Consider the following 23,446-nt stretch of genomic DNA (forward strand, 5'->3'; position numbering starts at 1 on the left):
ATGGCCAGCTTATTATGTAGTTCTATGTACTTTCGTGATAAAATCTGTTAAAACTCCTGCAAATGGTAAAAATAGGAGTGAACTGAGGACGTTAAAGATTAAACTAACGTGTGCGATTTGCACATCAGGATGTGATGTGAGTAACATGGCGATTTGACCAAGTACATTAATAAACGGGAAAAATAAGGTTACCCCGATTACATTCACCCAAATATGAGCATATGCCGCTAATTTTGCTTCATGCTTACTCCCAATACTTGCTATAAACGCTGTAATACAAGTTCCTATATTCGCACCAAGTAATACGGCGATTCCTGCATTTAAAGTTAATAGTTGTTCATTCATAAACCCCATAATAATTCCAGTTGTCGCTGTACTTGATTGAATAATAGAAGTTAAAATGGTTCCAACCCCTACACCAAAGAGATTACTTTGGTTTGTCTGCTGAAAAAAAGTATAAATTGAGGGGAAATCTCCTATAGGTCTTGCGAGTTGTTCGAATCCATTCATTGCCACAAACATGCATCCCAACCCAAACAAAAAGGCACCAAAACTAAAAACCTGCTGATTTCGAACAAATAAACATAAAAATCCTATGATTAATATTGGGACAATCCATTCGAATATATCAATAGTGATCATTTCTGCAGTAAATGTCGTGCCTATATTTGTCCCAAGAATAATTCCAAACGATTGTTTAAAGGTTAAATATCCAGTAGCAATTAATCCAACAACAAGAACCATAACAGCAGAACTGCTGTGGATAATTGCTGTAATGATCATGCCAGTTAATAAACCTTTTATCGGATTATTTGTAAAACGAATTAACCATACTCTTAATTTTTCGCCTGTCAGATTATATAAGCCTGTCCTCATAACAGTCATACCAAATAAGAAAATGGCGATAAATACAGCAAATAATGATATAAGTTCAATCATTCATCTTCACCCCTATCACATTGTATGGACAAGGCTGCTTGAAAATGACTATTTCAATTTATTAAACTTTTTACTTGTTAAAATTTTGGAATAAGTAACAAACTGTAAAAAGTAAGGATTTAGTAGGAATAGAGCATAAAACTTTATCAAAACTATTGAATATGAACTACTTTGTAGTGTTCAATTGTGATAAATAGTTGACCAAAAAACATGCATATATTATAATTGCAAAGTACATGTTTATTTTTTAGACGATATTTAGCTATCGACACTAAGAGAACCAATGGAACATGTGTCTTAATTAGATGTTAGTGGTTGTTTTCGGAGGGAGGGAATTAGAATGTCAAAAACGGTCGTTCGTAAAAACGAATCGCTTGAAGATGCTCTTCGCCGCTTCAAACGTACTGTATCTAAATCAGGTACTATTCAAGAAGCTAGAAAGCGCGAATTCTATGAAAAGCCTAGCGTAAAGCGTAAGAAGAAATCTGAAGCTGCTAGAAAGCGCAAATACTAAAAGAGGGTGTAGTTTTATGAGTCTTCTCGAGCGTTTAAATAATGATATGAAAACAGCGATGAAGAATAAAGAGAAAGATAAGCTATCTGTTATTCGAATGGTTAAGGCTGCTCTTCAAAACGAAGGCATTAAGCTTGGTACCAATGAGCTATCAGAAGAAGCAGAACTAACTGTTCTTACTCGTGAATTAAAACAACGAAAAGATTCCCTCCGCGAATTTAGTAACGCTGGTCGTGAAGATCTTGTTAATAAAATTCAAACTGAAATTGAGATATTAGAAGTATACCTTCCAGAGCAATTATCCGAAGAGGAACTTGTTGAGATTGTGAAAGCAACAGTACAAGAGGTCAATGCTTCTTCAAAAGCTGACATGGGCAAAGTGATGGCTGCAATTATGCCAAAAGTAAAAGGGAAGGCTGATGGCAGTCTCATCAACAAACTTGTTCAACAGCAACTATCTTAAACAAAGCACCTTACATTGTGTAAGGTGTTTTTCTTATATGGGAGGAAATAAATTGCTCGTTTCGCTGGCCTTGATCTTCATCTCCATACATACAAAACCCAAGAATTACCAACGAAAATAATGTATAGAATTACACAAAATATTGAAACCTCGCTTACATCTCAATCGTATAACATACTATCAAGTCGTAAAAATAAATAGAGAGGGGGGGAACGCCTTGAAAAGATTGAGAATATTTTTGTATCTTTCCATTATTGTTTTACCTTTACTCCTTACACTAACGCCCAATAAAAGCTTAAGTGCAACAGATCAGGTAGTTTACATTATTCCGTTGGAAGAAACGGTTGAAAAAGGCTTACATGCTTTTATTGATCGCTCGATTACCGATGCTGAGGAGAAAGGAGCCAATGTCATCATTCTTGAGATAAATACTCCTGGTGGGGCTGTTGATGCAGCAACTCAAATTGGAAAACGAATACAGGAAGCAGCTATTCCTACCGTTGCTTTTGTCAATAACGACGCCATCTCTGCAGGTGCTTTTATCGCCTTAAATGCCGATGAGATTTATATGTCTGAGAATGGAAGAATGGGGGCAGCAGGAATAATCGACCAGGCAGGGAATACTGCTGATGAAAAAGCCGTTTCTTACTGGCTTTCAGCGATGAAAGGCGCTGCTGAAAACAATGGTCGTAATCCGATTTATGCATTAGCAATGGCCGACAAAGAAATAGACCTGCCAGAACTAGGTGCTGAAAAAGGTAAATTTCTCACTTTAACTGCAAATCAGGCTCTCGAAGTTGGGTACGCAGAAGGTGTTGTAAAGAATCGAGGAGATTTACTAAAGACAATTGGCTATGAAAAGGCTGCAGTTGAAGAAGCTGAACTTAGCTTGGCAGAAAAAATTGCACGCTTTATTACGAATCCAATTGTCGTTTCGATCTTATTAACAATTGGAAGTTTAGGTTTAGTTGTTGAACTTTACTCACCGGGATTTGGTATTCCAGGTATAATGGGAATATCATCGCTACTACTCTTTTTCTACGGACATTTGGTAGCGGGACTAGCTGGTATGGAGTCCATTATCCTTTTTGTAATTGGAATTGTGTTAGTTCTATTGGAGTTTGTATTGCCGGGGGGGATCATAGGCTTGATAGGTTTAGGAGCAATTTTAACAAGCTTTTTCTTGGCAGGGAGTAGTGTTATGGTTATTGGAGTTTCATTATTAGTTGCTTTAGTAGCTACTGTCATTGTTTCAATTATTTTAGTTAAAATATTCGGAAAGAAATTACATGCCTTTAAAAAGATTATTCTCTTCGATTCTACCAATACTGAAAGCGGGTATGTGTCAAATAAGAATCGTGATGATTTAATTGGAAAACGAGGAATGGCCTTAACAACCTTAAGACCTTCTGGTACAGCAATCATTGGTGAAGAAAGACTAGATGTTGTCTCACAAGGGAATTACATTGAGAAAGACACAAAAATTGAAGTGATCAAAACAGAAGGTTCTCGAATTGTTGTTCGAGAGGTTACTGATATTGATAAATAAACTTAATCTAGGAGGAAAATTAGAATGCCAACAGGTATGATAACAATTCTAATATTAGTTGCACTGGGTATTATTTTATTAGCTGTACTATTTACATTTGTGCCAGTTGCACTATGGATTTCTGCACTGGCTGCGGGTGTCCGTGTAAGTATCTTTACATTGATTGGGATGAGATTGCGTCGGGTTATCCCAAACCGTGTCATTATCCCTTTAATTAAGGCCCAAAAAGCGGGACTAAATCTTAATACAAACCAACTGGAGAGTCACTATTTGGCAGGTGGTAATGTTGACCGCGTCGTAAACGCGTTAATCGCTGCACAACGTGCGAACATTGAATTAACTTTCGAAAGGGCAGCTGCAATCGATTTAGCAGGTCGTGACGTGCTAGAGGCCGTTCAAATGAGTGTTAATCCAAAGGTTATTGAAACACCATTTATCTCTGGTGTGGCAATGGATGGTATCGAAGTTAAAGCGAAAGCACGTATCACTGTGCGTGCGAATATTGACCGCTTGGTCGGGGGAGCAGGAGAAGAAACTGTTATTGCCCGTGTAGGTGAAGGTATCGTTAGTACAATTGGTTCACAAACTGACCATAAAAAAGTACTTGAAAATCCAGATATGATCTCTCAAACCGTTCTTGCAAAAGGACTTGATGCAGGTACTGCATTCGAAATTCTTTCCATTGATATCGCCGATATTGATATTGGTAAAAACATTGGTGCTGTGCTTCAAACAGACCAGGCCGAAGCAGATAAGAAAATTGCTCAAGCGAAAGCTGAAGAACGTCGCGCAATGGCGGTTGCAAGTGAACAAGAAATGCGCGCTCGCGTTGAAGAAATGAAAGCGAAGGTTGTGGAAGCAGAAGCAGAAGTACCTCTTGCTATGGCAGAAGCATTACGTTCAGGTAACTTAGGAGTACTCGATTATACGAACCTTAAGAATATCATGGCTGATACTGATATGAGAAATTCAATTGGTAAAAGCACACATCCAGAAGATGAAGAAAAATAATAATAAACTGAAATAAACCTCAAAATTTGAAGGGAGGTTTACATTGTGGAATCACCTTTGCAAGACTTGATTGAATTTGTAATGGCAAATGCTTGGATTGTGGTCATTATAATCGGTTTTGTTTTTAATACGTTCAGGCGATTTACCAGAGGGGAGTCAGAACCTACAACCCCGGTTCCAATGCCAAAACAGTTTAATCCGTTTGACCAAGAACGTAAACCTGAAAAAGATGAATATCAGGTTGAAACAAAATATGAAACTGAAGTAGAACCAGAAGAGATTCCCGATACTCAAGTTCCAAATACGTTTTATGATCGTTATCTAGAGCTTCAACAGCAGGGCGTCTATACAGAGACGGAAACTGTAACCAGGGAAGAAGAACCAATGCTAAAGGTTCTTAAACCAACTGCTTCTAGAGAAACAAGGCAAGCGAAAACATACTCGAAAAATAAGGTTGTAGAAGGTATTATATGGTCCGAAATTCTAGGTCCGCCTAGAGCAAAAAGACCATACCAAATCCGTCGTTAAGACTAGTTCTCTGATCTAGGAGGATAAAAAGGACCAAGAAGTTTAAGGCGGCGCAATTTTGAGGACCGGAGCGTATACAGTAAATACGTGAGGACCTGAGAAGTAAGCCAACACAGGAGTTCGATGTCTCATTTACATCCTCCTTAAAAAATGTACTAAGAACCCCTTTTCACTCATAAACATGAGATGAAAGGGGGTTCTTTGTTATGCCTAAAAAACTAGGTCAACGAATGAAGAGTTGGATTACAAACAAGATGGAACTTCCTGCTGACGTCATGATGGATCTTCCAAGAATAACCATGATTGGACAATTACATATTTACATAGAAAATCATCGAGGATTATTAACCTTTTCAGATAAAGAGGTACGGCTATTACTGAAACAAGGACAACTTCTGATAAAGGGAAATGCATTTGTGATTAAAACAATTTTACCTGAGGAAATAATGCTCGAAGGAAAAATTGAACATGTGCAATATATTGAGAATTGAATCAATGAATCAGTAGGGGGATAAGCATGAAAAATCATTGGATGCACTTTTTTAGTGGGAGTGTCAAAGCTGTTATTACTGGAAAAGGTACAGAGAGATTCATAAATGAATGTGTACGACAAGGAATTGTCGTGTGGGATGTAAAGAAGCCAGGAACCCATGCCCTGAGCTTCTCTATGTATTTAAAGGATATAAAAAAAATTCGAAGGGTTGTCCGTAAAAATGATTGTAAGCTTCGCTTTATTGGAAAAAAAGGATTGCCATTTCTCGTTCAAAAGGCAATATACAATAGTGGATTTCTAATTGGAGCTTTTTTATTTCTTATCATTGTTACTTTGTTATCAAATATGGTATGGGGCATTAAAGTAGAGGGTGCTAAGCCAGAAACAGAACATTTAATTATTAAAGAGCTGAAGAAACTTGGAGTTGAAAAAGGGAAGCTTCAATTTTTTATTGAAGATAATGAGTCCTTACAAAGGCATTTAGAAGAAGCGATTAACGATATTACTTGGATTGGTGTGGAGTTAAATGGGACGACCTATCATTTTGAGGTTGTTGAAAAGAACCAACCTGACCCGCCGGAACAGTATAGTCCAAGAAATCTTGTTGCAAATAAAACAGCTATTATCAAAAAATTAATTGTCGAAGAAGGAAGACCAGTTAAAGCAGTAAATGATCTTGTTAAAAAAGGAGACATACTAGTTTCGGGCAAAATTGGAAAAGAAGGAGAAGAAGTCTACGTACCTGCTCGTGGGAAGATTTTTGGCGAGACTTGGTACAAGTCTTCAGTAGAGGTAGAAATTACAACGAAACTTAATGTGATGACAGGAGAAAATAAACAAAAGCATTATATCTCGATAGGGGATTTACGTATTCCAGTATGGGGATATGGTAAAGTTGAATATAAGGAATATCAAACTGAAATAGATAAGAGACCTATCAAATTCTTTAATTGGGAACTTCCAATTGCGTATGAAAAAGTGGCTATTCGAGAAAGTGAAGAAATCACAAGAAAATATACAACAAATGAGGCTGTAGAAGAAGCAAAAAGAATAGGTCGGAATGCTTTAGAACAAGATTTGGATAGTGATGCCGAAATTATTGAAGAAAAAGTTTTGCGTCAATCCATTAACAATGGTAAAGTAAAATTGGAAATAAAATATAATGTTATTGAGAATATCGTCACTACGATACCATTAGTTCAAGGAGACTAAAGGATGTCAGAAGATTTAGTAATGAGTAAACATCAACTGGAAAATCCAAACGAAGCACTTGTGCTGTTTGGAAACAATGACCTCCACCTTAAAAGGATCGAGGAGGAATTAAATGTTTCAATTATAACTAGAGGCGAGGCACTTAATGTTTCAGGAAATTTAACAAGTGTTCAATTAGTTGAAGAAATTATTGAAAAGCTTCTTGGGGTAATTCGAAAAGGAATACGAGTAAGTGAACGTGATGTTATTTATTGTATTCAAATGGCGAAGAATGGAAATTTAGATTCATTTGAAGAATTATATGATGAAGAAATCACAAAAACTGCAAAAGGAAAATCAATTCGTGTAAAAACACATGGACAACGCCAATATGTAGCTGCTATCAAACAGCATGACTTAGTTTTCGGGATTGGTCCAGCAGGTACAGGAAAAACTTATTTGGCCGTAGTAATGGCTGTAAATGCACTAAAAAATGGACAGGTCAAACGAATTATTCTAACCCGCCCTGCTGTAGAAGCGGGTGAAAGCTTAGGATTTTTACCTGGAGATCTAAAAGAAAAAGTCGATCCATATTTAAGACCATTATATGATGGATTACATGACGTACTCGGAGCAGAACATACGGAACGACTAATAGAAAGAGGAACAATTGAAATTGCTCCATTAGCCTATATGAGAGGGCGTACTCTTGATGATGCTTTCGTCATTTTAGACGAAGCTCAAAACACAACACTAGCCCAAATGAAGATGTTTTTGACACGACTTGGTTTTGGCTCTAAAATGGTCATTACTGGGGATATCTCGCAAATCGATTTACCTAGAGGGGTAAAGTCTGGATTACATGAAGTAATGGATATACTGAAGGACGTATATGGTTCTGCCTTTATCTTCTTAGAGCAGTCTGATGTAGTACGTCACCCACTTGTAGCTCGTATCATTGAAGCTTATGAAAAGGCAGAAGCAGGACAATCATGACAAGACCCATGCGAAATGGGTCTTTTTTACCATTAGTGAAACTGGTAAAATCAGGTTAAAGGAGGTTAGAGAGATGAGGAAACCGAATAAGCTGCAACATAAGTTGTCCATCTTAAAAAGCTATCAATCCCTACATATTTTGATATATATCCTCCTTGCGGGAATTATGTTTTTAGTCATGTTTAGCAATGTGAAACCGGATGTTTTACAAATCGAAGCTTTAAAACCCTCTGAACAGACGATTCGTTCACCTTTGACAATAGAGGATAAGGTTGCCACAAAAACAAAACAAGATGCAGCTGCAAAAGAGGTTGAAGATGTTTTCACTCTCAAATCAGATTATGCAGACAATCAAGTTGACCTAGTCATTTCAATTTTTGATTCTATTGATGAAACAAATAATGAAGCAATGGATATACACAAATCAAAGGTCAAAGAGTGGGAAAACCTTTCGGAGGATGATCGAGGAGAAGAACCAAAGCAGCTCACAGCTTCTGAAAAGTTACAAATTTTAAAAACAAAACTTCCACAAGATTTAACTGATCGAATTCAAAACGATGTTCTTACCGCATTATTAACAGCTAGTCCCAATCAATTATCACGCACAAAGGATGCAGTTATCACCGCAGTTAATAATGTGATGAACACAAGAATTCCAGCTTCTGAAGTTGAGACTGCAAAAAATAAGGTAGTGGAGGAACTACGTTATTCAAGTGTAGATACTGCTCTTCGAGAACCAATGCGGGAAATGGCGCGTTTTGCAGTTGTTCAAAATGTCTATTATGATGTTGAAGCCACGGAAGAAAAGCGACAGCAAGCGATTGAAGCAGTCGAGCCGGTTAAGATCCTACAAGGTCAAATTATTGTTGAAGAAGGACACTTAATCACTAGGGATATATATCGTCAGTTAGAGCTGCTTGGTATGACTAACACTAATAACCCTATACAGCCATTCATCGGCCTGTTATTGATTATTCTATTAATTATTACCGGGATAATTTATCATTTTCATAATGAGATGATTCCAACTGATCGGCATCGGAATATCTATTTATTAATTTTTGCAATTATCTTTACTATTACCATTCTATTAATGAAGGGTATTAGTTTATTCCAACAAATCGATTATTCTGATATAGGATATATTGTGCCCGTGGCAATGGGGGCAATGCTGATAAAGCTATTGATTAATGAAAAAGTTGCAATACTTTCAAGCATGGTTTTTGCAGTTTGTGGAAGCCTTATCTTTAATGAAGGTGTGACGGGCACGCTTAATTTCTCAGCGGGGATCTACTTCCTGTTTGGCAGCTTAGCTGGGGTACTTTTCCTAAGTAAGCACAATCGTAGGGGGAAAATTCTCCAAGCTGGACTCTTCGTAGCTTTAATCAATATCTTAGTCATATTTTCCATTATGTTATTGCAAAACGGTAGTTATTCAAGTCTAGACTATGGTTCTTCGATTATTATGGCCGTTTTATCTGGTGTAATTGCTGCTGTATTAACGATTGGGTTACTACCATTCTTTGAAGCAGGGTTTAATATTTTATCAACGATGAAATTAATTGAATTATCAAACCCAAATCATCCGTTACTGCGAAAAATTTTGACAGAAGCTCCTGGAACCTATCATCATAGTGTTATGGTTGCGAATTTGTCAGAATCTGCCTGTGAAGCAATCGGAGCTAATGGATTATTAGCTAGAGTGTCATCGTATTATCATGATATTGGAAAAACAAAGCGCCCGCATTTCTTTATTGAGAATCAGATGAATATTGAAAATCCGCATGATAAGATTGCACCGCAGCTTAGCAAAACAATTATTACAGCACATGCTACAGACGGGGCAGAAACTTTGAGAAAATTTAAGATGCCAAAAGAAATCGTGGATATAGCAGAACAGCATCATGGTACAACACTGTTAAAATATTTTTTCCATAAAGCTAAACAACAAAGTGAACGCGATATCCTAGAATCAGATTTTAGATATGTAGGTCCAAAAGCACAAACCAAAGAGGCAGCGGTGATTGGGATTGCAGATAGTGTTGAAGCAGCTGTAAGGTCTCTATCAAATCCTACTCCACATAAAATTGAATCTCTAGTAAATAGCATTATTGCGGACCGCTTACAGGATGGACAATTTGATGAATGCGATATAACTCTTAAAGAGCTTGATGTAGTTGCGAAAACACTTTGTGAATCACTCAAGGGAATTTTTCATTCAAGAATTGAGTACCCTGCCGAGACCACAAAACAGAAGGTGAAGGAAGCATGAGACTAGAAATTGATTTTAATGATGAAATTGGTGAAGTAAAAGAAGAAGAATGTAGATTAGTTCAAGAACTATTATTTTTGGCTGCCGATAAAGAAGGAGTCAGTGAAGGAACTGAGGTTTCTGTCACGTTTGTTGATAACGAACGGATTAAAGAAATAAACCGAGAATATCGTGACAAAGATCAACCGACTGATGTCATTTCATTTGCTATGGAAGAGATGGGTGAAGGGGAAATTGCGATTGTCGGTGAAGACATACCAAAAGTATTAGGGGATATCATCATCTCGATTCCGAGAGCAAAGGAACAGGCTGAAGATTATGGTCATTCTTTTGCAAGGGAATTAGGTTTCCTTGCTGTCCATGGTTTCTTGCATTTACTTGGCTATGACCACATAACAAAACAAGATGAGGAAAAAATGTTTTCAAGACAAAAGGAAATTTTAGAGGCGTATGGTCTTGAAAGATAAACAAAAGAATGAATGGTCACGCTTAATCAATAGCTTTTCGTATGCTTTACAAGGCTTGCGAGAAGCATTTTTTTCAGAACGAAATCTGCAAATTCATTTTTTTTTCTCGGTTATCGTTATTTTTTGTGGTTTCTTGTTTCATATTACAAAGGTAGAATGGTTGATTGTACTCCTTTTATTCGGTGGAATGTTTGCAATAGAAATGCTAAATACCGCAATTGAAAAAGTGGTTGATTTAGTCACGGATGAGTATCACCCCTTAGCCAAAAAGGCTAAAGATATTGCGGCCGGAGCTGTTCTTATATATGCGATAATCTCCATTTTAGTTGGATTCATCATTTTTCTACCTTATCTAATTTAGAGAAAATTCTTACAATTATGTAACATATGTAACAAATGAAACATAAACGATGATTTCGTGAACGTTTTTATGTAAAATGAAAATACACTTCCGTACTTAGATACGAAGAAAGGAAGAAGAAATAGTGAAAACAGAGGAACTAATCAACGAAGCGAAAAAAGCAAGAGAATTAGCATATGTTCCATATTCAAAATTTAAAGTAGGGGCTGCGATATTAACAAAGGATGGTAAAGTGTACCATGGCTGTAATATCGAAAATGCAGCATACAGTGTAACAAACTGTGCAGAAAGGACAGCACTATTTAAGGCTGTTTCTGAAGGAGATAAAGAGTTTGCAGCAATAGCTGTAGTTGCAGATACAGAACGACCAGTACCGCCTTGTGGCTCATGTCGTCAAGTGATTTCAGAGCTTTGTGGACGTGATACAAAGGTATTCTTATCGAATCTTAAAGGTGACGTACAAGAGATTACAATTGATGAACTGCTACCAGGAGCATTTACACCGGAGGATTTACATGGAAACTAAGACTAATTATAAATCAGGGTTTGTTTCAATAATAGGACGACCGAATGTTGGAAAATCCACTTTTTTAAATCATGTTATTGGACAAAAAATTGCTATAATGAGTGATAAACCACAGACGACACGAAATAAAGTCCAAGGTGTTTATACCGAAGAAAATTCTCAAATTATTTTTATTGACACGCCTGGTATTCATAAGCCAAAGCATAAGCTGGGCGATTTTATGATGAAAGTCGCTCAGAACACTCTTAAGGAAGTTGATCTAGTTTTATTTATGATCAATGCGGAAGAAGGTTATGGTCGTGGGGATGAGTTTATTATTGAACGACTAAAAAATATTCAGACACCAGTTTTTCTCGTTGTTAATAAGATAGACCAAATACATCCTGACCAATTATTGGAGTTGATCGAGAAGTACAAAGGACTTTATCCATTTAAGGAAATAGTTCCAATTTCAGCACTCCAAGGAACGAATACCGCTAGATTAGTTGAACAGATCAAAGTTTATTTACCAGAGGGACCTCAATACTATCCTGCTGATCAGGTAACGGACCATCCTGAGCGATTCATTATTACGGAATTGATTCGTGAAAAAGTTCTTCACCTAACGAGAGAGGAAATCCCACACTCGATTGCAGTTGTAATGGATTCACTCGAAAGAAGAGAAAGTGGAAATACGGTGTACGTTGGAGCTACTATTATTGTCGAACGTAATTCCCAAAAAGGAATCGTAATTGGAAAGCAGGGCAGTATGCTAAAAGAAGTAGGAAAACGAGCAAGAGCAGATATTGAAGCATTGCTCGGTTCAAAAGTTTTTCTAGAGCTTTGGGTTAAGGTTCAAAAGGACTGGCGCAACAAAAGTTCTCAACTTCGCGATTATGGCTTTAGGGAAGATGAATATTAAAGTCTAAGTATACGTAAATTCCAAAAAAATACACGGATTAGCAAAATTTATGTAACATGTTTTTTAGGATTTTCGGTCATGATATTCTTACAAGTGAATGAAATTGGAATAGTCTTTGCTAGTGTTTAAATTACAGAAAGGTGGGGTTACTATGTTAGATTTTACCTGGAAGGTGTTTAGTCAAACAGGTAATGTTGATACGTATCTTCTTTTTAAGGAATTGGAACAAGAGAAGACAGAGAGACCCGAGGCACAAAGTGAGGAGCTAGCAGAAATAGATTTTCCAATTACTTGACCATCCTAAAAACAAGCGTCTTAAACCTTTATAAGGCATGTATGACGCAAATAAACAATGGTAATTGGATTGCCTAGTTGCCAACGGATGGTGACAGTAGTGCTACAAAAATGCGAAGGTATTATCATAAGAACAAGTGATTATGGTGAAACAAATAAAATCGTAACTTTGTATACCCGTGAATGGGGGAAAATAGGGGTAATGGCAAGAGGTGCGAAGAAACCTAGTAGTCGCCTCGCAGCCATTACCCAGGTTTTTACATATGGACAGTTTTTAGTTCAAAAGACGTCAGGTTTAGGTGTTTTACAACAAGGTGAAACGATTTCAACCTTCCGAAGTATTCGGGAAGATATTTTCCTAACGGCATATGCATCTTATGTTGTCGAGTTAACTGATAAATGTACTGAAGATAAGAGATCAAACCCGTTTTTATTTGAAATGTTGTATCAAACACTAAATTACTTAAATGAGGGGTATGATCCTGATATTCTATTGTACATATATGAGCTTAAGATGCTGCCATTGCTTGGGTTGTATCCTCGACTTAATGAATGTACAAACTGTAACAGTACAGAGGGAGAATTTGCTTTTTCAGTTAGAGAGGGTGGCTTACTTTGCCACCGTTGTTATGAAAAAGAACCCTATCATTTAAAAGTATCGCAAGCAACAATACGATTGTTGCGCTTATTTTATTATTTTGATTTAAACCGATTAGGAAAAATTGCCGTAAAAGACGAAACGAAGAAAGAATTGAAGATGGTTATTGACATGTACTACGAGGAATATTCAGGCTTGTATCTAAAGTCTAAACGATTCCTAGACCAACTTGAAAATTTACGTCTAACCTAACGTGGCGACTTGACATCGCAGTGAAATTGGAATATAGTTCAATTAAAATAAGAGTTCAAAAAGTTGACGAATCAGAAGCGAGAAGGTCAAGGAAAGAGTGCCTTGAGGACCGCAGCGTATGCTTTTAATTTTAATACGTGAGGACCGTAGAGGCCGAGTGACGCAGAGATTCGAAGTCTTATCATTTGGCTACTTTTTGAAATTCATCTAAAAATATTTGCACGGTGAAGGAAAGTAGTACTTATTACAGTGAGTGTGCAAAAAGAAGGATAAAAAGGACCAAGAAGTTCGAGACGGTGCAGCTTTGAGTAGCGGAACGTATGCAGTTAATACGTGAGCAGATGTTCTAGCACGAAGGAAAAGTGATTTTCTTTTCCAAGGAACGGAAAAGCAAGCCAACGAAGAAATTCGATGTGTCATTTTTACCGGACTTTTGAACATCCGCTTTAGTTCATAAAAGCGAACCTAGGATGGTGGAAGCTAGGGTATGAACAGATAAGGAAGGCGTTCCAGAGTGTATCGCTTGAAAGAGGCAATAACTCATAATAGAGTTATTTGCAAATAGGGTGGAACCGCGGGTAAACTCTCGTCCCTATGTCTACAATTAGGCATAGAGGAGGGGAGTTTTTTTATTTTATTTTAAATAGTTTTTTCAATCTAGCTGCAGCGCCTAGAAACTCGAGAAACTTCAACTCCTCCTGCAGAGGCAAATAGTGCCTCTTTGTCGGAATATCCGACGCACAGGAAGTGCTAGTGCCGACGTTGCCACAGGACGTGGCGATTCTAGTCGGCCAGTTTCCTCGTTTCTGAGCAAGGCGCTTCCGCTTTATAATTTTGGAGGTGCAAGATTAATGAATATTCAAGAAATGATATTAACCCTACAGAAGCATTGGTCAGATCAAGGTTGCATTCTGATGCAGGCCTATGACGTTGAAAAAGGTGCAGGAACAATGAGCCCCTACACATTTCTCAGAAGCCTTGGCCCTGAGCCATGGAATGTGGCATATGTTGAACCTTCAAGACGTCCAGTCGATGGCCGTTACGGAGAAAACCCAAACCGCTTATATCAACACCATCAATTTCAGGTGATCATGAAACCGTCGCCTGATAATATTCAGGAATTATATCTGGATTCCTTACGTGCATTAGGAATCAATCCATTAGAACATGATATCCGCTTCGTTGAAGATAATTGGGAAGCACCAACACTTGGAGCAGCGGGACTTGGCTGGGAGGTATGGCTAGATGGGATGGAAGTTACTCAATTTACCTATTTCCAACAAGTTGGAGGCATTGAATGTAAGCCAGTGTCAGTCGAAATTACATATGGAATTGAACGTTTAGCCTCATACATTCAAGATAAAGAAAATGTATTTGATCTTGAATGGACAAAAGGATTTACAGTTCGAGATATTTTCCATCAGCCTGAATACGAACATTCAAAGTATACGTTTGAAACATCAGATACAGAAATGCTTTTTAACTTATTTAGCATTTATGAAAAGGAAGCGCATCGTCAAATGGACGAAGGACTCGTCCATCCAGCCTATGACTATGTTTTAAAATGTTCTCACACCTTTAATCAATTAGATGCAAGGGGAGCAATTTCAGTTACCGAAAGAACAGGATATATCGGCAGAGTTCGTAATTTAGCTCGTAAGGTAGCTAAGACGTTTTATGAAGAGCGGGAAAAATTGGGCTTCCCGATGCTGAAGGCAAAAGGAGACGATCGTAATGAGTAATCGAGATTTATTGATTGAAATTGGATTAGAGGAAATGCCAGCACGCTTTGTAACAGATTCTATGAATCAGCTTTCTGACAAGATTACAAATTGGTTGATTGAACATAATATTTCATTTGAGCAGGTAGAGAGTTTTTCTTCACCGAGAAGACTAGCAGTTCTTGTTCGGGACGTTGCTGACAAACAAAAGGATGTTGAACTAGAAGCAAAAGGTCCTGCGAAAAAAATTGCTTTAGACCAAGATGGAAATTGGACAAAAGCTGCAATGGGGTTCACAAGAGGACAGGGTGCTACTGTTGAGGACATCTTTTTTAAAGAAATAAATGGTGTGGAATACGCACATATCAATAAATTTATTCAAGGAAAAAACACAAAAGAAATCTTAGGTGAACTTGAGAATGTTATCGTACATCTTTCATTCCCTAAAAATATGCGCTGGGGCGATCAAGATCTACGCTATGTCCGTCCTATTAAATGGATTGTTGCTTTGTTTGGAGATGAAATTATTCCAATCACAATTACAAATGTATCATCAGGGAATAAAACATGGGGACATCGTTTCTTAGGCCAAGAGGTTGAAGTCACATCTCCTAGGGACTATGAAAAAGTGCTTATGTCTCAGTATGTTATTGCGGATTATTTAGAGCGTAAGGAAGCCATTACGAATCAAATTAAAATACTTGAAGAAGACAATAATTGGGAGATTCCAATTGACGAAGATTTACTTAGTGAAGTAACGAATCTTGTTGAATATCCTACTGCTTTTTTCGGAAAATTTGAAGAAGAATTCTTGAATTTACCTGAAGAAGTCTTAATTACAAGTATGAGGGAGCATCAGCGTTATTTTCCTGTAAAGGACAAAAACGGGGCTCTGCTACCTTACTTTGTTGCAGTTCGTAATGGTGATCATAACTATCTTGAAAAAGTTGCTAGAGGGAATGAGAAGGTTTTACGAGCACGTTTATCTGATGCAGACTTCTTTTATAAAGAAGATCAAAAGTTAGAAATTGATAACTTAGTTCAAAAGCTTGATAAAATCATTTACCATGAAGAGATTGGTTCAATTGGTGATAAGGTTAGAAGAATCCAGCTTATCACTAAGAACGTGTCAGAACTTTTGAAAATTGATAGTCAAACACAGGAAAAAGCAAATAGAGCAGCCGAAATATGCAAATTTGACCTTGTAACCAATATGGTATATGAATTTCCTGAGCTTCAGGGTGTAATGGGTGAACGCTATGCACGAATTAGTGGAGAAGACGAGGCGGTGGCGGTAGCTATTAACGAGCATTACATGCCTAGACATGCTGACGATTCTAGTCCAACTTCCACTATTGGAGCATTAGTTAGTTTAGCTGATAAATTGGATACAATCATTGGATGTTTCTCTATCGGTATTATTCCAACAGGTTCACAGGATCCATATGCATTACGCCGTATGGCTTCTGGTGTCGTTCAAATCTTACTTGATAAAGGTTGGAATATTGGCCTTGAAGAACTAATCGATGATGTTTTAGATCTGTTTATTGAGGCAAAAGTTGCGAAACTTGAAAAACAAGAAATTAAGAAAGAACTTGTTCAGTTCTTTAAATTACGAATCAAACATGAACTAAATACTAGAAACATCCGCTATGATATAATTGACGCGGTTCTTGGCACCCAGATTGGAAATGTTGGTCTTGTTATTAAAAAAGCGGAAATGCTTGAGAACAACAAGGACCATCAAGATTTTAAAACAACTATTGAGTCATTAGGTAGGGTTGTTAACATTGCCAAAAAAGGCGAAGAAGCTGAAATTAATCCAAGCCTTTTCCAATCTGAAGAGGAAAAGCATCTTTTTGAGAAGTTCACGGAAGTAAAGCCAAAAGTAATTGAAAGTCTAAACAATCATGAAGTAGCTGAAGCATTCCATTTGTTAGCTTCATTGAGAGAGCTAATTGATCAATACTTCGAACATACAATGGTTATGGCAGAAGATGCGGCAGTAAGGCAAAACAGACTTGCACAAATGGTGCAACTAGCGAACATTATTTACTTAATTGGGGACATGAACGCAATTATTGTAAAATAAGCGCGAACAACATTTTGAACTCAAAAAAGAAGCACATTTAAAAAACAAATTAAAAACTAGGAGCAGAAAAATTAGCTCCTAGTCTTTTTCTATTTACTATACGTGATTACGCAATTAGTATATAATAATTAATAATTAGTATAACTCTTTTCAGTACTTTACATATTTAAAATAAATAGTATAGATTTTAGGAATGGTGGTGAGTACAATAGAACTGAGTAAGCGGCAACAACAAATTGTACAAATTGTAAAAGACAATGGGCCTATCACTGGTGAGGCTATTGCAGATCGTTTAAATTTGACTAGGGCTACTCTTCGTCCGGACCTCGCTATTTTAACTATGGCAGGATATCTGGAAGCCAGGCCTCGTGTCGGCTATTTCTATACGGGCAAAACAGGGCAGCAATTACTTGCGGATAGAATAAACAAAATTAAAGTGATGGATTACCAATCTATCCCTGTTGTGATAAATGAGAGTATATCTGTCTATGATGCAATTGTTACTATGTTTTTAGAAGATGTCGGTACATTGTTTGTAGTGGATAAATCCTCACTTCTTGTTGGCGTTTTATCTCGAAAAGACTTACTGCGGGCAAGTCTTGGAAATCAAGATTTAAAATCTGTCCCTGTTACTATTATTATGACAAGAATGCCAAATATTACGATGTGTGAAAAAGATGATCTTTTAATTGACGTGGCACATAAATTGATTGAAAAACAAATTGATGCATTACCAATTGTTAAGCAATCGGAACGGGGTATCGAGGTAATTGGCAGAATTACTAAGACAAATATGACAAAAGCGTTGGTAGGACTTGCTGGTGATGAAATCCTTTAATGAGCATTTGATCTTTTAAGTTAGGAGATGGAGAATTAAAATGAGTAATCGGGTTGTATATGTAGTATCAGATTCAGTTGGGGAAACAGCTGAATTAGTTGTTAAAGCGGCAGTTAGCCAATTTAACGGCTCACATACAGAAATTAAACGAATTCCTTATGTAGAAGATACAGCTACATTAGCAGAGGTTGTAGCACTTGCCAAACTGAATAATGCAATAATTGCATTCACACTTGTAGTTCCAGAACTACGAGATTTTCTTGTGATGGAAGCTGCACGTGAAGGGGTAATTGTAAACGATATAATAGGTCCACTAATCGAAAAAATGTCTGGCCTTTATGAAAGTAACCCAAGATTTGAGGCTGGTCTTGTACGAAAACTCGACGAGGATTATTTCAAAAAAATCGAGGCTATAGAATTTGCTGTTAAGTATGATGACGGTCGTGACCCAAGAGGGATTTTGCGTGCAGATATCGTCTTAATCGGTGTTTCAAGAACATCTAAAACACCATTATCTCAGTATCTTGCACATAAGCGCTATAAAGTGGCAAACGTGCCAATTGTACCAGAAGTTGATCCACCCGAAGAACTCTTCAAAGTATCACCCAACAAGTGCTTTGGACTAAAAATTAGCCCTGAGAAGCTAAACCATATTAGACGTGAAAGATTAAAGTCATTAGGTTTAGATGATCAAGCGATCTATGCAAATATTAATCGTATTAAAGAAGAACTGGACCATTTTGAGTCTCTTGTGAATAAAATCAATTGTGATGTAGTGGATGTATCAAATAAAGCGGTTGAAGAAACGGCAAATATTATTTTAAATAAAATAAGTAATCGTAAAACAAAATAATCTTAAGACTACCTATACAGTAAAAAACATATCTCTAAAAAGATATGTTTTTTTATGGCGCTTGAAAGAATTTTGTATTATAATAAAAAATTGTGATAAAAATACATATTTTTAGGTTTAGAGTTCGATTGGATAGAATAAACTATATATTGAAGGTTGTCAAGGATAAATTATGGAATAGGTGAATTAATTTTCGACATTTTTTTCTTGATTCAGTGGTTCGCCTTCGAAAAATGATAGAATATTTACCCATAATTGCTCACCTAAAGATGGCCCAATCACAGATTTTTGAACTTATTTTTAATCTTTTCCCTTGAAAAGAAGGATTCTTCGGAGTGATGTAGAATAGAGAAATATGACGAAAAAAAGAATAAAATATTTGTGGATGCTGATGCATGTCCAGTTAAAGAAGAAATACTTAGCATAGCAGGTACATATAATATCAATGTTGTATTTGTAGCGTCATATGCCCATGTTATGTCGACCCCGATGGGTGGGAAATGGGTGTACGTGGATGCTGAGAAAGAGGCAGCAGATCTCTATATTATGAATCATGCAATAAAAAAAGACATCGTCATTACCCAGGATACTGGCTTAGCGAGTATTTTAGTAAATAGAGGTGTAAATGTTATATCACCTCGTGGCAAAGAGTTTAAGGAAGAGGATATGGAACAGATCCTCCATTTTCGCTTTTTATCTGCAAAAGAAAGACGTAGTGGTTCATATTCAAAAGGACCAAAACCCTTTACTGACGAAGACAGACAACATTTTACTAAAATTTTTAAAAAAAGTTTGTCGAATCTTGCAGGATTTAAACTCTAAACATCGAATAATTTAGTACTTGGGGATGTTATACATGGGATATCGAATACCCGAAGAAACAATCGAAAAAATTCGTATTTCTGTTGACATTGTTGATGTTGTTAGTGAATATGTTCAATTGAAGAAGCAAGGAAGAAATTATTTTGGCTTATGCCCATTTCACGGTGAAAATACCCCTTCATTCTCTGTATCTCCCGATAAACAAATCTTTCATTGTTTTGGGTGTGGAGCAGGTGGAAATGTATTTTCTTTTTTAATGGACCTAGAAGGGTACTCCTTTTCGGAAGCGGCAATAAACCTTGCTAATAAAGTGAACATAGATTTGTCAGATTATGAACAGCCAACTGCTGTTTCTGATAAAAACAATGAAGCATCAAAAATGCAAGAAGCACACGAATTATTAAAGAAATTCTATCATCACCTATTACTTAATACAAAAGAGGGTCAACCAGCGCTAGACTATTTAACCAATAGGGGCTTTACAAGAGAAATCATCGATAAGTTTGAAATTGGCTATGCCCTTGACTCGTGGGACTTTGCCACGAAATTTCTCCAGAAAAGAGGTTTTAGGCCTGAGTTGATGGAAAGGGCCGGACTGCTTGTGAAAAAGGAGGATACCGGTACATTCTTTGATAGATTTCGAAACCGCATAATGTTCCCGATATGGGACCACCAAGGTAAAACCATAGCATTTTCTGGCAGGGTGCTTGATAAGGGGCAGGAACCAAAATATTTAAACAGTCCCGAAACGATTATTTTTAATAAAAGCAAGACCCTTTATAATTTTCATCAAGCTAGACTTGCTATTCGAAAACAACAGCAAGTGGTTCTATTTGAAGGATTTGCAGATGTCATTGCAGCTGATACAGCTGATGTTCCTAATTCAATAGGTACGATGGGCACATCCTTGACGGATGAACATGTGAAAATAATTAGACGGAATGTGGAATCTGTTGTTATCTGTTATGACTCTGACAACGCGGGGGTAGATGCGGCTTTACGAGCTTCAATTATGCTGGGTGAAGCGGGTTGTTATGTTAGAGTAGCTACAATGCCAAATGGTATGGACCCTGATGACTACATTAGAAAATATGGCGCAGAGAAGTTTAAAAATGATGTAATAGGGGCAAGTCTTACATTAATGGCATTTAAAATGCAGTACTTAAGAAAAGGAAAAAATCTTCAGGATGAAGGAGATCGCATCCGTTATATAGAAGATGTTATTAAAGAAATTTCCTCATTAGAAAAGGCTGTAGAAAGAGACCATTACTTGCGCCAATTATCCAGTGAATTTTCTATTTCACTGGATGCATTAAAAACGCAACAGCTTCAATATTATAAATCTGAACGGAAAAAAAGGGATAATTTCTCTTCGAATAGAAATAATACGAAAGCGAAACCTGCCGTATCAAAACATTTACTAAAAGCCTATCATAATGCAGAACGATATTTAATTGCTTATATGTTACGTAGTCGGGATATTGCTGAAAAAATACAGGATCAGCTTCAAGCCGAATTTAATATCGAAGAGCATCGAGCGATTGTAACGTACTTATATGCATTTTATGAAGAAGGATTTGAACCAGATATCAGTACACTACTAACAAGGGTTCATGATGAGAGTTTAAAAAGGATTGTCACTGATATTGCAATGATGTCAATTGAAGAGGAAGTATCGGATTCTGTTTTATCGGATTATGTGAAACAGGTGTTGAATCACAAAAAAATGTCAATGATAAAAGAAAAAGAATCTGAGCAACTCGAGGCTGAACGAAGTAAGGATTATTTAAAGGCTGCTACAATTGCAAATGAAATCATTCAAATGAAAAAAGCATTAATTTAACAAATAGGTTTTCTAACCTCTATGTCTTACAAGTTTGGAAGGAGGGGAACAAATGGCTGAAAAGTCTAAAGAAGTCGATACAGAATTAACATTAGAGCAAGTTAAAGAAAAATTAACAGCACTAGGAAAAAAGCGCGGTGTATTGACATATGAAGAAATCGCAGAGCGTATGTCTGGTTTTGAAGTTGAATCAGACCACCTTGATGAATACTATGAGTTCCTTGGAGAGCAGGGTATTGAATTATTAGGTGATAGCGGGGATCATGATGTTGATGATGACAATGAAGATGATCCAAATATTCAAGAATTATCCAAGGAAGAAGAATTTGATCTTAATGATCTCAGTGTTCCTCCAGGAGTAAAGATAAATGACCCGGTGCGTATGTACCTAAAAGAAATTGGCCGTGTTGATTTACTATCAGCTGATGATGAAATTCAACTTGCTGAACGTATTGAACAAGGTGATGAAGAGGCTAAACGTAGACTTGCTGAAGCCAATTTACGACTTGTAGTAAGTATTGCAAAGCGTTACGTTGGTCGCGGTATGTTGTTCCTAGATTTAATCCAAGAAGGTAATATGGGACTTATTAAAGCTGTTGAGAAATTTGATTATCGCAAAGGATTCAAATTTAGTACGTATGCAACATGGTGGATACGTCAAGCCATCACACGTGCGATTGCAGACCAAGCTAGAACTATCCGTATTCCGGTTCATATGGTAGAAACAATTAATAAATTAATCCGTGTACAACGTCAGTTACTCCAGGACCTTGGGCGCGAACCAACGCCTGAAGAAATTGCAGAAGATATGGATTTAACACCAGAAAAGGTAAGGGAAATCTTAAAGATTGCACAAGAACCTGTATCATTAGAAACACCAATTGGTGAAGAAGATGACTCACATCTTGGAGACTTTATTGAGGACCAAGACGCAACTTCTCCATCAGAACATGCTGCATACGAGCTATTAAAAGAACAACTGGAAGATGTTCTGGATACCCTAACCGATCGAGAAGAAAATGTATTACGTCTTCGCTTTGGATTGGATGATGGACGTACTCGTACTCTCGAAGAGGTTGGTAAAGTGTTTGGTGTTACTCGTGAGCGTATTCGACAAATAGAAGCAAAAGCTCTACGAAAGCTTCGTCACCCAAGTCGAAGTAAGAGATTAAAGGATTTCTTAGAATAAACATTTTCATTTACATTCCGTAGTTTACTTCATACAATTGAAGTAAACTATTTTTTTTGTTCTAGCCCATCCGATGTGGGTCATGAAGACATTGCCACTTAATCGTGGAGTTTTTAGATTTAGATATCAATTAAACAAGGTGAGCGCTTTCATGAATCAAGATAGAAAAAAGATTATTATCAATGAAATTCTATATTGGCGTAAAAATAAATTACTGCCAGAAGCATATTGTAATTTCCTACTCTCGTTATATACAGAGGGTGAAGGAATTGAATCAACAAAAGAAAATCAGAAAACACCATTTGTTTTGATTATCGTAATTGGTTCACTTTTACCAGTTTTATTACTTGTCACTTATTTTACTGAAATATCGACTAATTTGCAAATGGTATTAAACTTTATTTTTTTAATTATCTGCATTTTAGGCCTAATTACTCAAAGAACAAATTCACTTTTCGTTCATATTGGCTCCATTATTCTCGCTCTATTTATCTTGCTTTTAACAGCGAATGTAAGTGAACTCATTTTTAAAGGACAGGCACTATATTTAATCGGTATGATCTTTTTGAATTGTATCGGCTGGATTTTTGTTGGGGTTATTTTAAAGATGCGGTATTTTTTGATTGCAGGTATTCTGGTTAGTATAATTTCAGTCGTCACTTTATTGAATATTTAAATTATTTGAAAATTCGTCAACTCCCGATATAATAGATATGAAAACGTATACAACGGG

At 36.8% G+C, this 23,446-nt stretch carries 24 protein-coding genes; 23 read left to right on the plus strand and 1 reads right to left on the minus strand.

The features are described from left to right. Nucleotides 1-12: 12 nt before the first annotated feature. Nucleotides 13-939, minus strand: a complete 927-nt coding sequence (locus AC6CHV_RS14120; RefSeq protein ID WP_341330826.1) for a Na/Pi symporter — start codon at nucleotides 937-939, stop codon at nucleotides 13-15. 340 nt (nucleotides 940-1,279) lie between these two features. On the opposite strand from AC6CHV_RS14120, the gene rpsU reads away from it, so the two are divergent. From rpsU to AC6CHV_RS14235, 23 genes are all read left to right on the plus strand, one after another. Beyond that, nucleotides 1,280-1,453 (plus strand): 30S ribosomal protein S21, encoded by a 174-nt coding sequence (rpsU, locus tag AC6CHV_RS14125; protein ID WP_010678174.1) that lies wholly within the window; start codon nucleotides 1,280-1,282, stop codon nucleotides 1,451-1,453. A 16-nt stretch (nucleotides 1,454-1,469) separates the two neighbouring features. Continuing rightward, a complete protein-coding gene (locus AC6CHV_RS14130) occupies nucleotides 1,470-1,916 on the plus strand; it encodes a GatB/YqeY domain-containing protein (protein ID WP_341330827.1) in 447 nt (148 codons plus the stop codon). 217 nt (nucleotides 1,917-2,133) lie between these two features. Continuing rightward, nucleotides 2,134-3,465, plus strand: coding sequence for an NfeD family protein (locus AC6CHV_RS14135; protein ID WP_498079082.1), 1,332 nt, complete (start codon nucleotides 2,134-2,136; stop codon nucleotides 3,463-3,465). 24 nt (nucleotides 3,466-3,489) lie between these two features. Then, entirely contained in the window at nucleotides 3,490-4,476 is a 987-nt protein-coding gene (floA, locus tag AC6CHV_RS14140) for a flotillin-like protein FloA (RefSeq protein WP_341330829.1), read from the plus strand. Between the two features lie 45 nt (nucleotides 4,477-4,521). Beyond that, nucleotides 4,522-5,004, plus strand: coding sequence for a YqfB family membrane protein (locus tag AC6CHV_RS14145; protein ID WP_498079083.1), 483 nt, complete (start codon nucleotides 4,522-4,524; stop codon nucleotides 5,002-5,004). A gap of 206 nt (nucleotides 5,005-5,210) precedes the next feature. Beyond that, nucleotides 5,211-5,495, plus strand: a complete 285-nt coding sequence (gene yqfC, locus AC6CHV_RS14150) for a sporulation protein YqfC (RefSeq protein WP_341330831.1) — start codon at nucleotides 5,211-5,213, stop codon at nucleotides 5,493-5,495. A 26-nt stretch (nucleotides 5,496-5,521) separates the two neighbouring features. After that, complete coding sequence (yqfD, locus tag AC6CHV_RS14155) at nucleotides 5,522-6,709, plus strand: sporulation protein YqfD (protein WP_498079084.1); 1,188 nt, start codon at nucleotides 5,522-5,524, stop codon at nucleotides 6,707-6,709. 3 nt (nucleotides 6,710-6,712) lie between these two features. Further along, entirely contained in the window at nucleotides 6,713-7,684 is a 972-nt protein-coding gene (locus AC6CHV_RS14160; protein WP_341330833.1) for a PhoH family protein, read from the plus strand. A gap of 73 nt (nucleotides 7,685-7,757) precedes the next feature. Continuing rightward, nucleotides 7,758-9,956: an HD family phosphohydrolase gene (locus AC6CHV_RS14165; protein ID WP_341330834.1), complete on the plus strand. Its 2,199-nt coding sequence runs from the start codon at nucleotides 7,758-7,760 to the stop codon at nucleotides 9,954-9,956. Then, nucleotides 9,953-10,423 (plus strand): rRNA maturation RNase YbeY, encoded by a 471-nt coding sequence (gene ybeY / locus AC6CHV_RS14170; protein WP_341330835.1) that lies wholly within the window; start codon nucleotides 9,953-9,955, stop codon nucleotides 10,421-10,423. The genes AC6CHV_RS14165 and ybeY overlap by 4 nt, the downstream gene beginning before the upstream one ends. Further along, nucleotides 10,407-10,784 (plus strand): diacylglycerol kinase family protein, encoded by a 378-nt coding sequence (locus AC6CHV_RS14175; protein WP_341330836.1) that lies wholly within the window; start codon nucleotides 10,407-10,409, stop codon nucleotides 10,782-10,784. The genes ybeY and AC6CHV_RS14175 overlap by 17 nt, the downstream gene beginning before the upstream one ends. A gap of 124 nt (nucleotides 10,785-10,908) precedes the next feature. Beyond that, on the plus strand, nucleotides 10,909-11,310 hold the full coding sequence (locus AC6CHV_RS14180) for a cytidine deaminase (protein WP_121447240.1): 402 nt from the start codon (nucleotides 10,909-10,911) through the stop codon (nucleotides 11,308-11,310). Next, nucleotides 11,300-12,211 carry a GTPase Era gene (gene era, locus AC6CHV_RS14185; RefSeq protein WP_341330837.1) on the plus strand — a complete coding sequence of 304 codons (912 nt, stop codon included), beginning with the start codon at nucleotides 11,300-11,302 and terminating at the stop codon, nucleotides 12,209-12,211. The genes AC6CHV_RS14180 and era overlap by 11 nt, the downstream gene beginning before the upstream one ends. Nucleotides 12,212-12,362: 151 nt before the next feature. Beyond that, the gene (locus tag AC6CHV_RS14190; protein WP_099352231.1) at nucleotides 12,363-12,506 is read left to right on the plus strand and encodes a YqzL family protein; all 144 of its coding nucleotides are present in this window, start codon (nucleotides 12,363-12,365) and stop codon (nucleotides 12,504-12,506) included. 99 nt (nucleotides 12,507-12,605) lie between these two features. Next, nucleotides 12,606-13,355 (plus strand): DNA repair protein RecO, encoded by a 750-nt coding sequence (gene recO / locus AC6CHV_RS14195; protein ID WP_341330838.1) that lies wholly within the window; start codon nucleotides 12,606-12,608, stop codon nucleotides 13,353-13,355. 851 nt (nucleotides 13,356-14,206) lie between these two features. After that, complete coding sequence (glyQ, locus tag AC6CHV_RS14200) at nucleotides 14,207-15,097, plus strand: glycine--tRNA ligase subunit alpha (RefSeq protein ID WP_099352233.1); 891 nt, start codon at nucleotides 14,207-14,209, stop codon at nucleotides 15,095-15,097. Continuing rightward, on the plus strand, nucleotides 15,090-17,168 hold the full coding sequence (gene glyS / locus AC6CHV_RS14205; RefSeq protein ID WP_341330839.1) for a glycine--tRNA ligase subunit beta: 2,079 nt from the start codon (nucleotides 15,090-15,092) through the stop codon (nucleotides 17,166-17,168). The genes glyQ and glyS overlap by 8 nt, the downstream gene beginning before the upstream one ends. Nucleotides 17,169-17,361: 193 nt before the next feature. Beyond that, entirely contained in the window at nucleotides 17,362-18,006 is a 645-nt protein-coding gene (gene ccpN / locus AC6CHV_RS14210) for a transcriptional regulator CcpN (RefSeq protein ID WP_341330840.1), read from the plus strand. 40 nt (nucleotides 18,007-18,046) lie between these two features. Next, complete coding sequence (locus AC6CHV_RS14215) at nucleotides 18,047-18,859, plus strand: pyruvate, water dikinase regulatory protein (protein WP_341330841.1); 813 nt, start codon at nucleotides 18,047-18,049, stop codon at nucleotides 18,857-18,859. A gap of 381 nt (nucleotides 18,860-19,240) precedes the next feature. Further along, entirely contained in the window at nucleotides 19,241-19,681 is a 441-nt protein-coding gene (locus AC6CHV_RS14220) for a YaiI/YqxD family protein (protein ID WP_099352237.1), read from the plus strand. A 34-nt stretch (nucleotides 19,682-19,715) separates the two neighbouring features. Beyond that, nucleotides 19,716-21,524, plus strand: coding sequence for a DNA primase (dnaG, locus tag AC6CHV_RS14225; RefSeq protein WP_341330842.1), 1,809 nt, complete (start codon nucleotides 19,716-19,718; stop codon nucleotides 21,522-21,524). Between the two features lie 52 nt (nucleotides 21,525-21,576). Continuing rightward, nucleotides 21,577-22,713, plus strand: a complete 1,137-nt coding sequence (gene rpoD / locus AC6CHV_RS14230; RefSeq protein WP_121447233.1) for an RNA polymerase sigma factor RpoD — start codon at nucleotides 21,577-21,579, stop codon at nucleotides 22,711-22,713. A gap of 151 nt (nucleotides 22,714-22,864) precedes the next feature. After that, on the plus strand, nucleotides 22,865-23,389 hold the full coding sequence (locus AC6CHV_RS14235) for a hypothetical protein (protein ID WP_341330843.1): 525 nt from the start codon (nucleotides 22,865-22,867) through the stop codon (nucleotides 23,387-23,389). Nucleotides 23,390-23,446 lie beyond the last annotated feature (57 nt).

It is taken from the genome of Ferdinandcohnia sp. GQ5 (assembly GCF_059759275.1).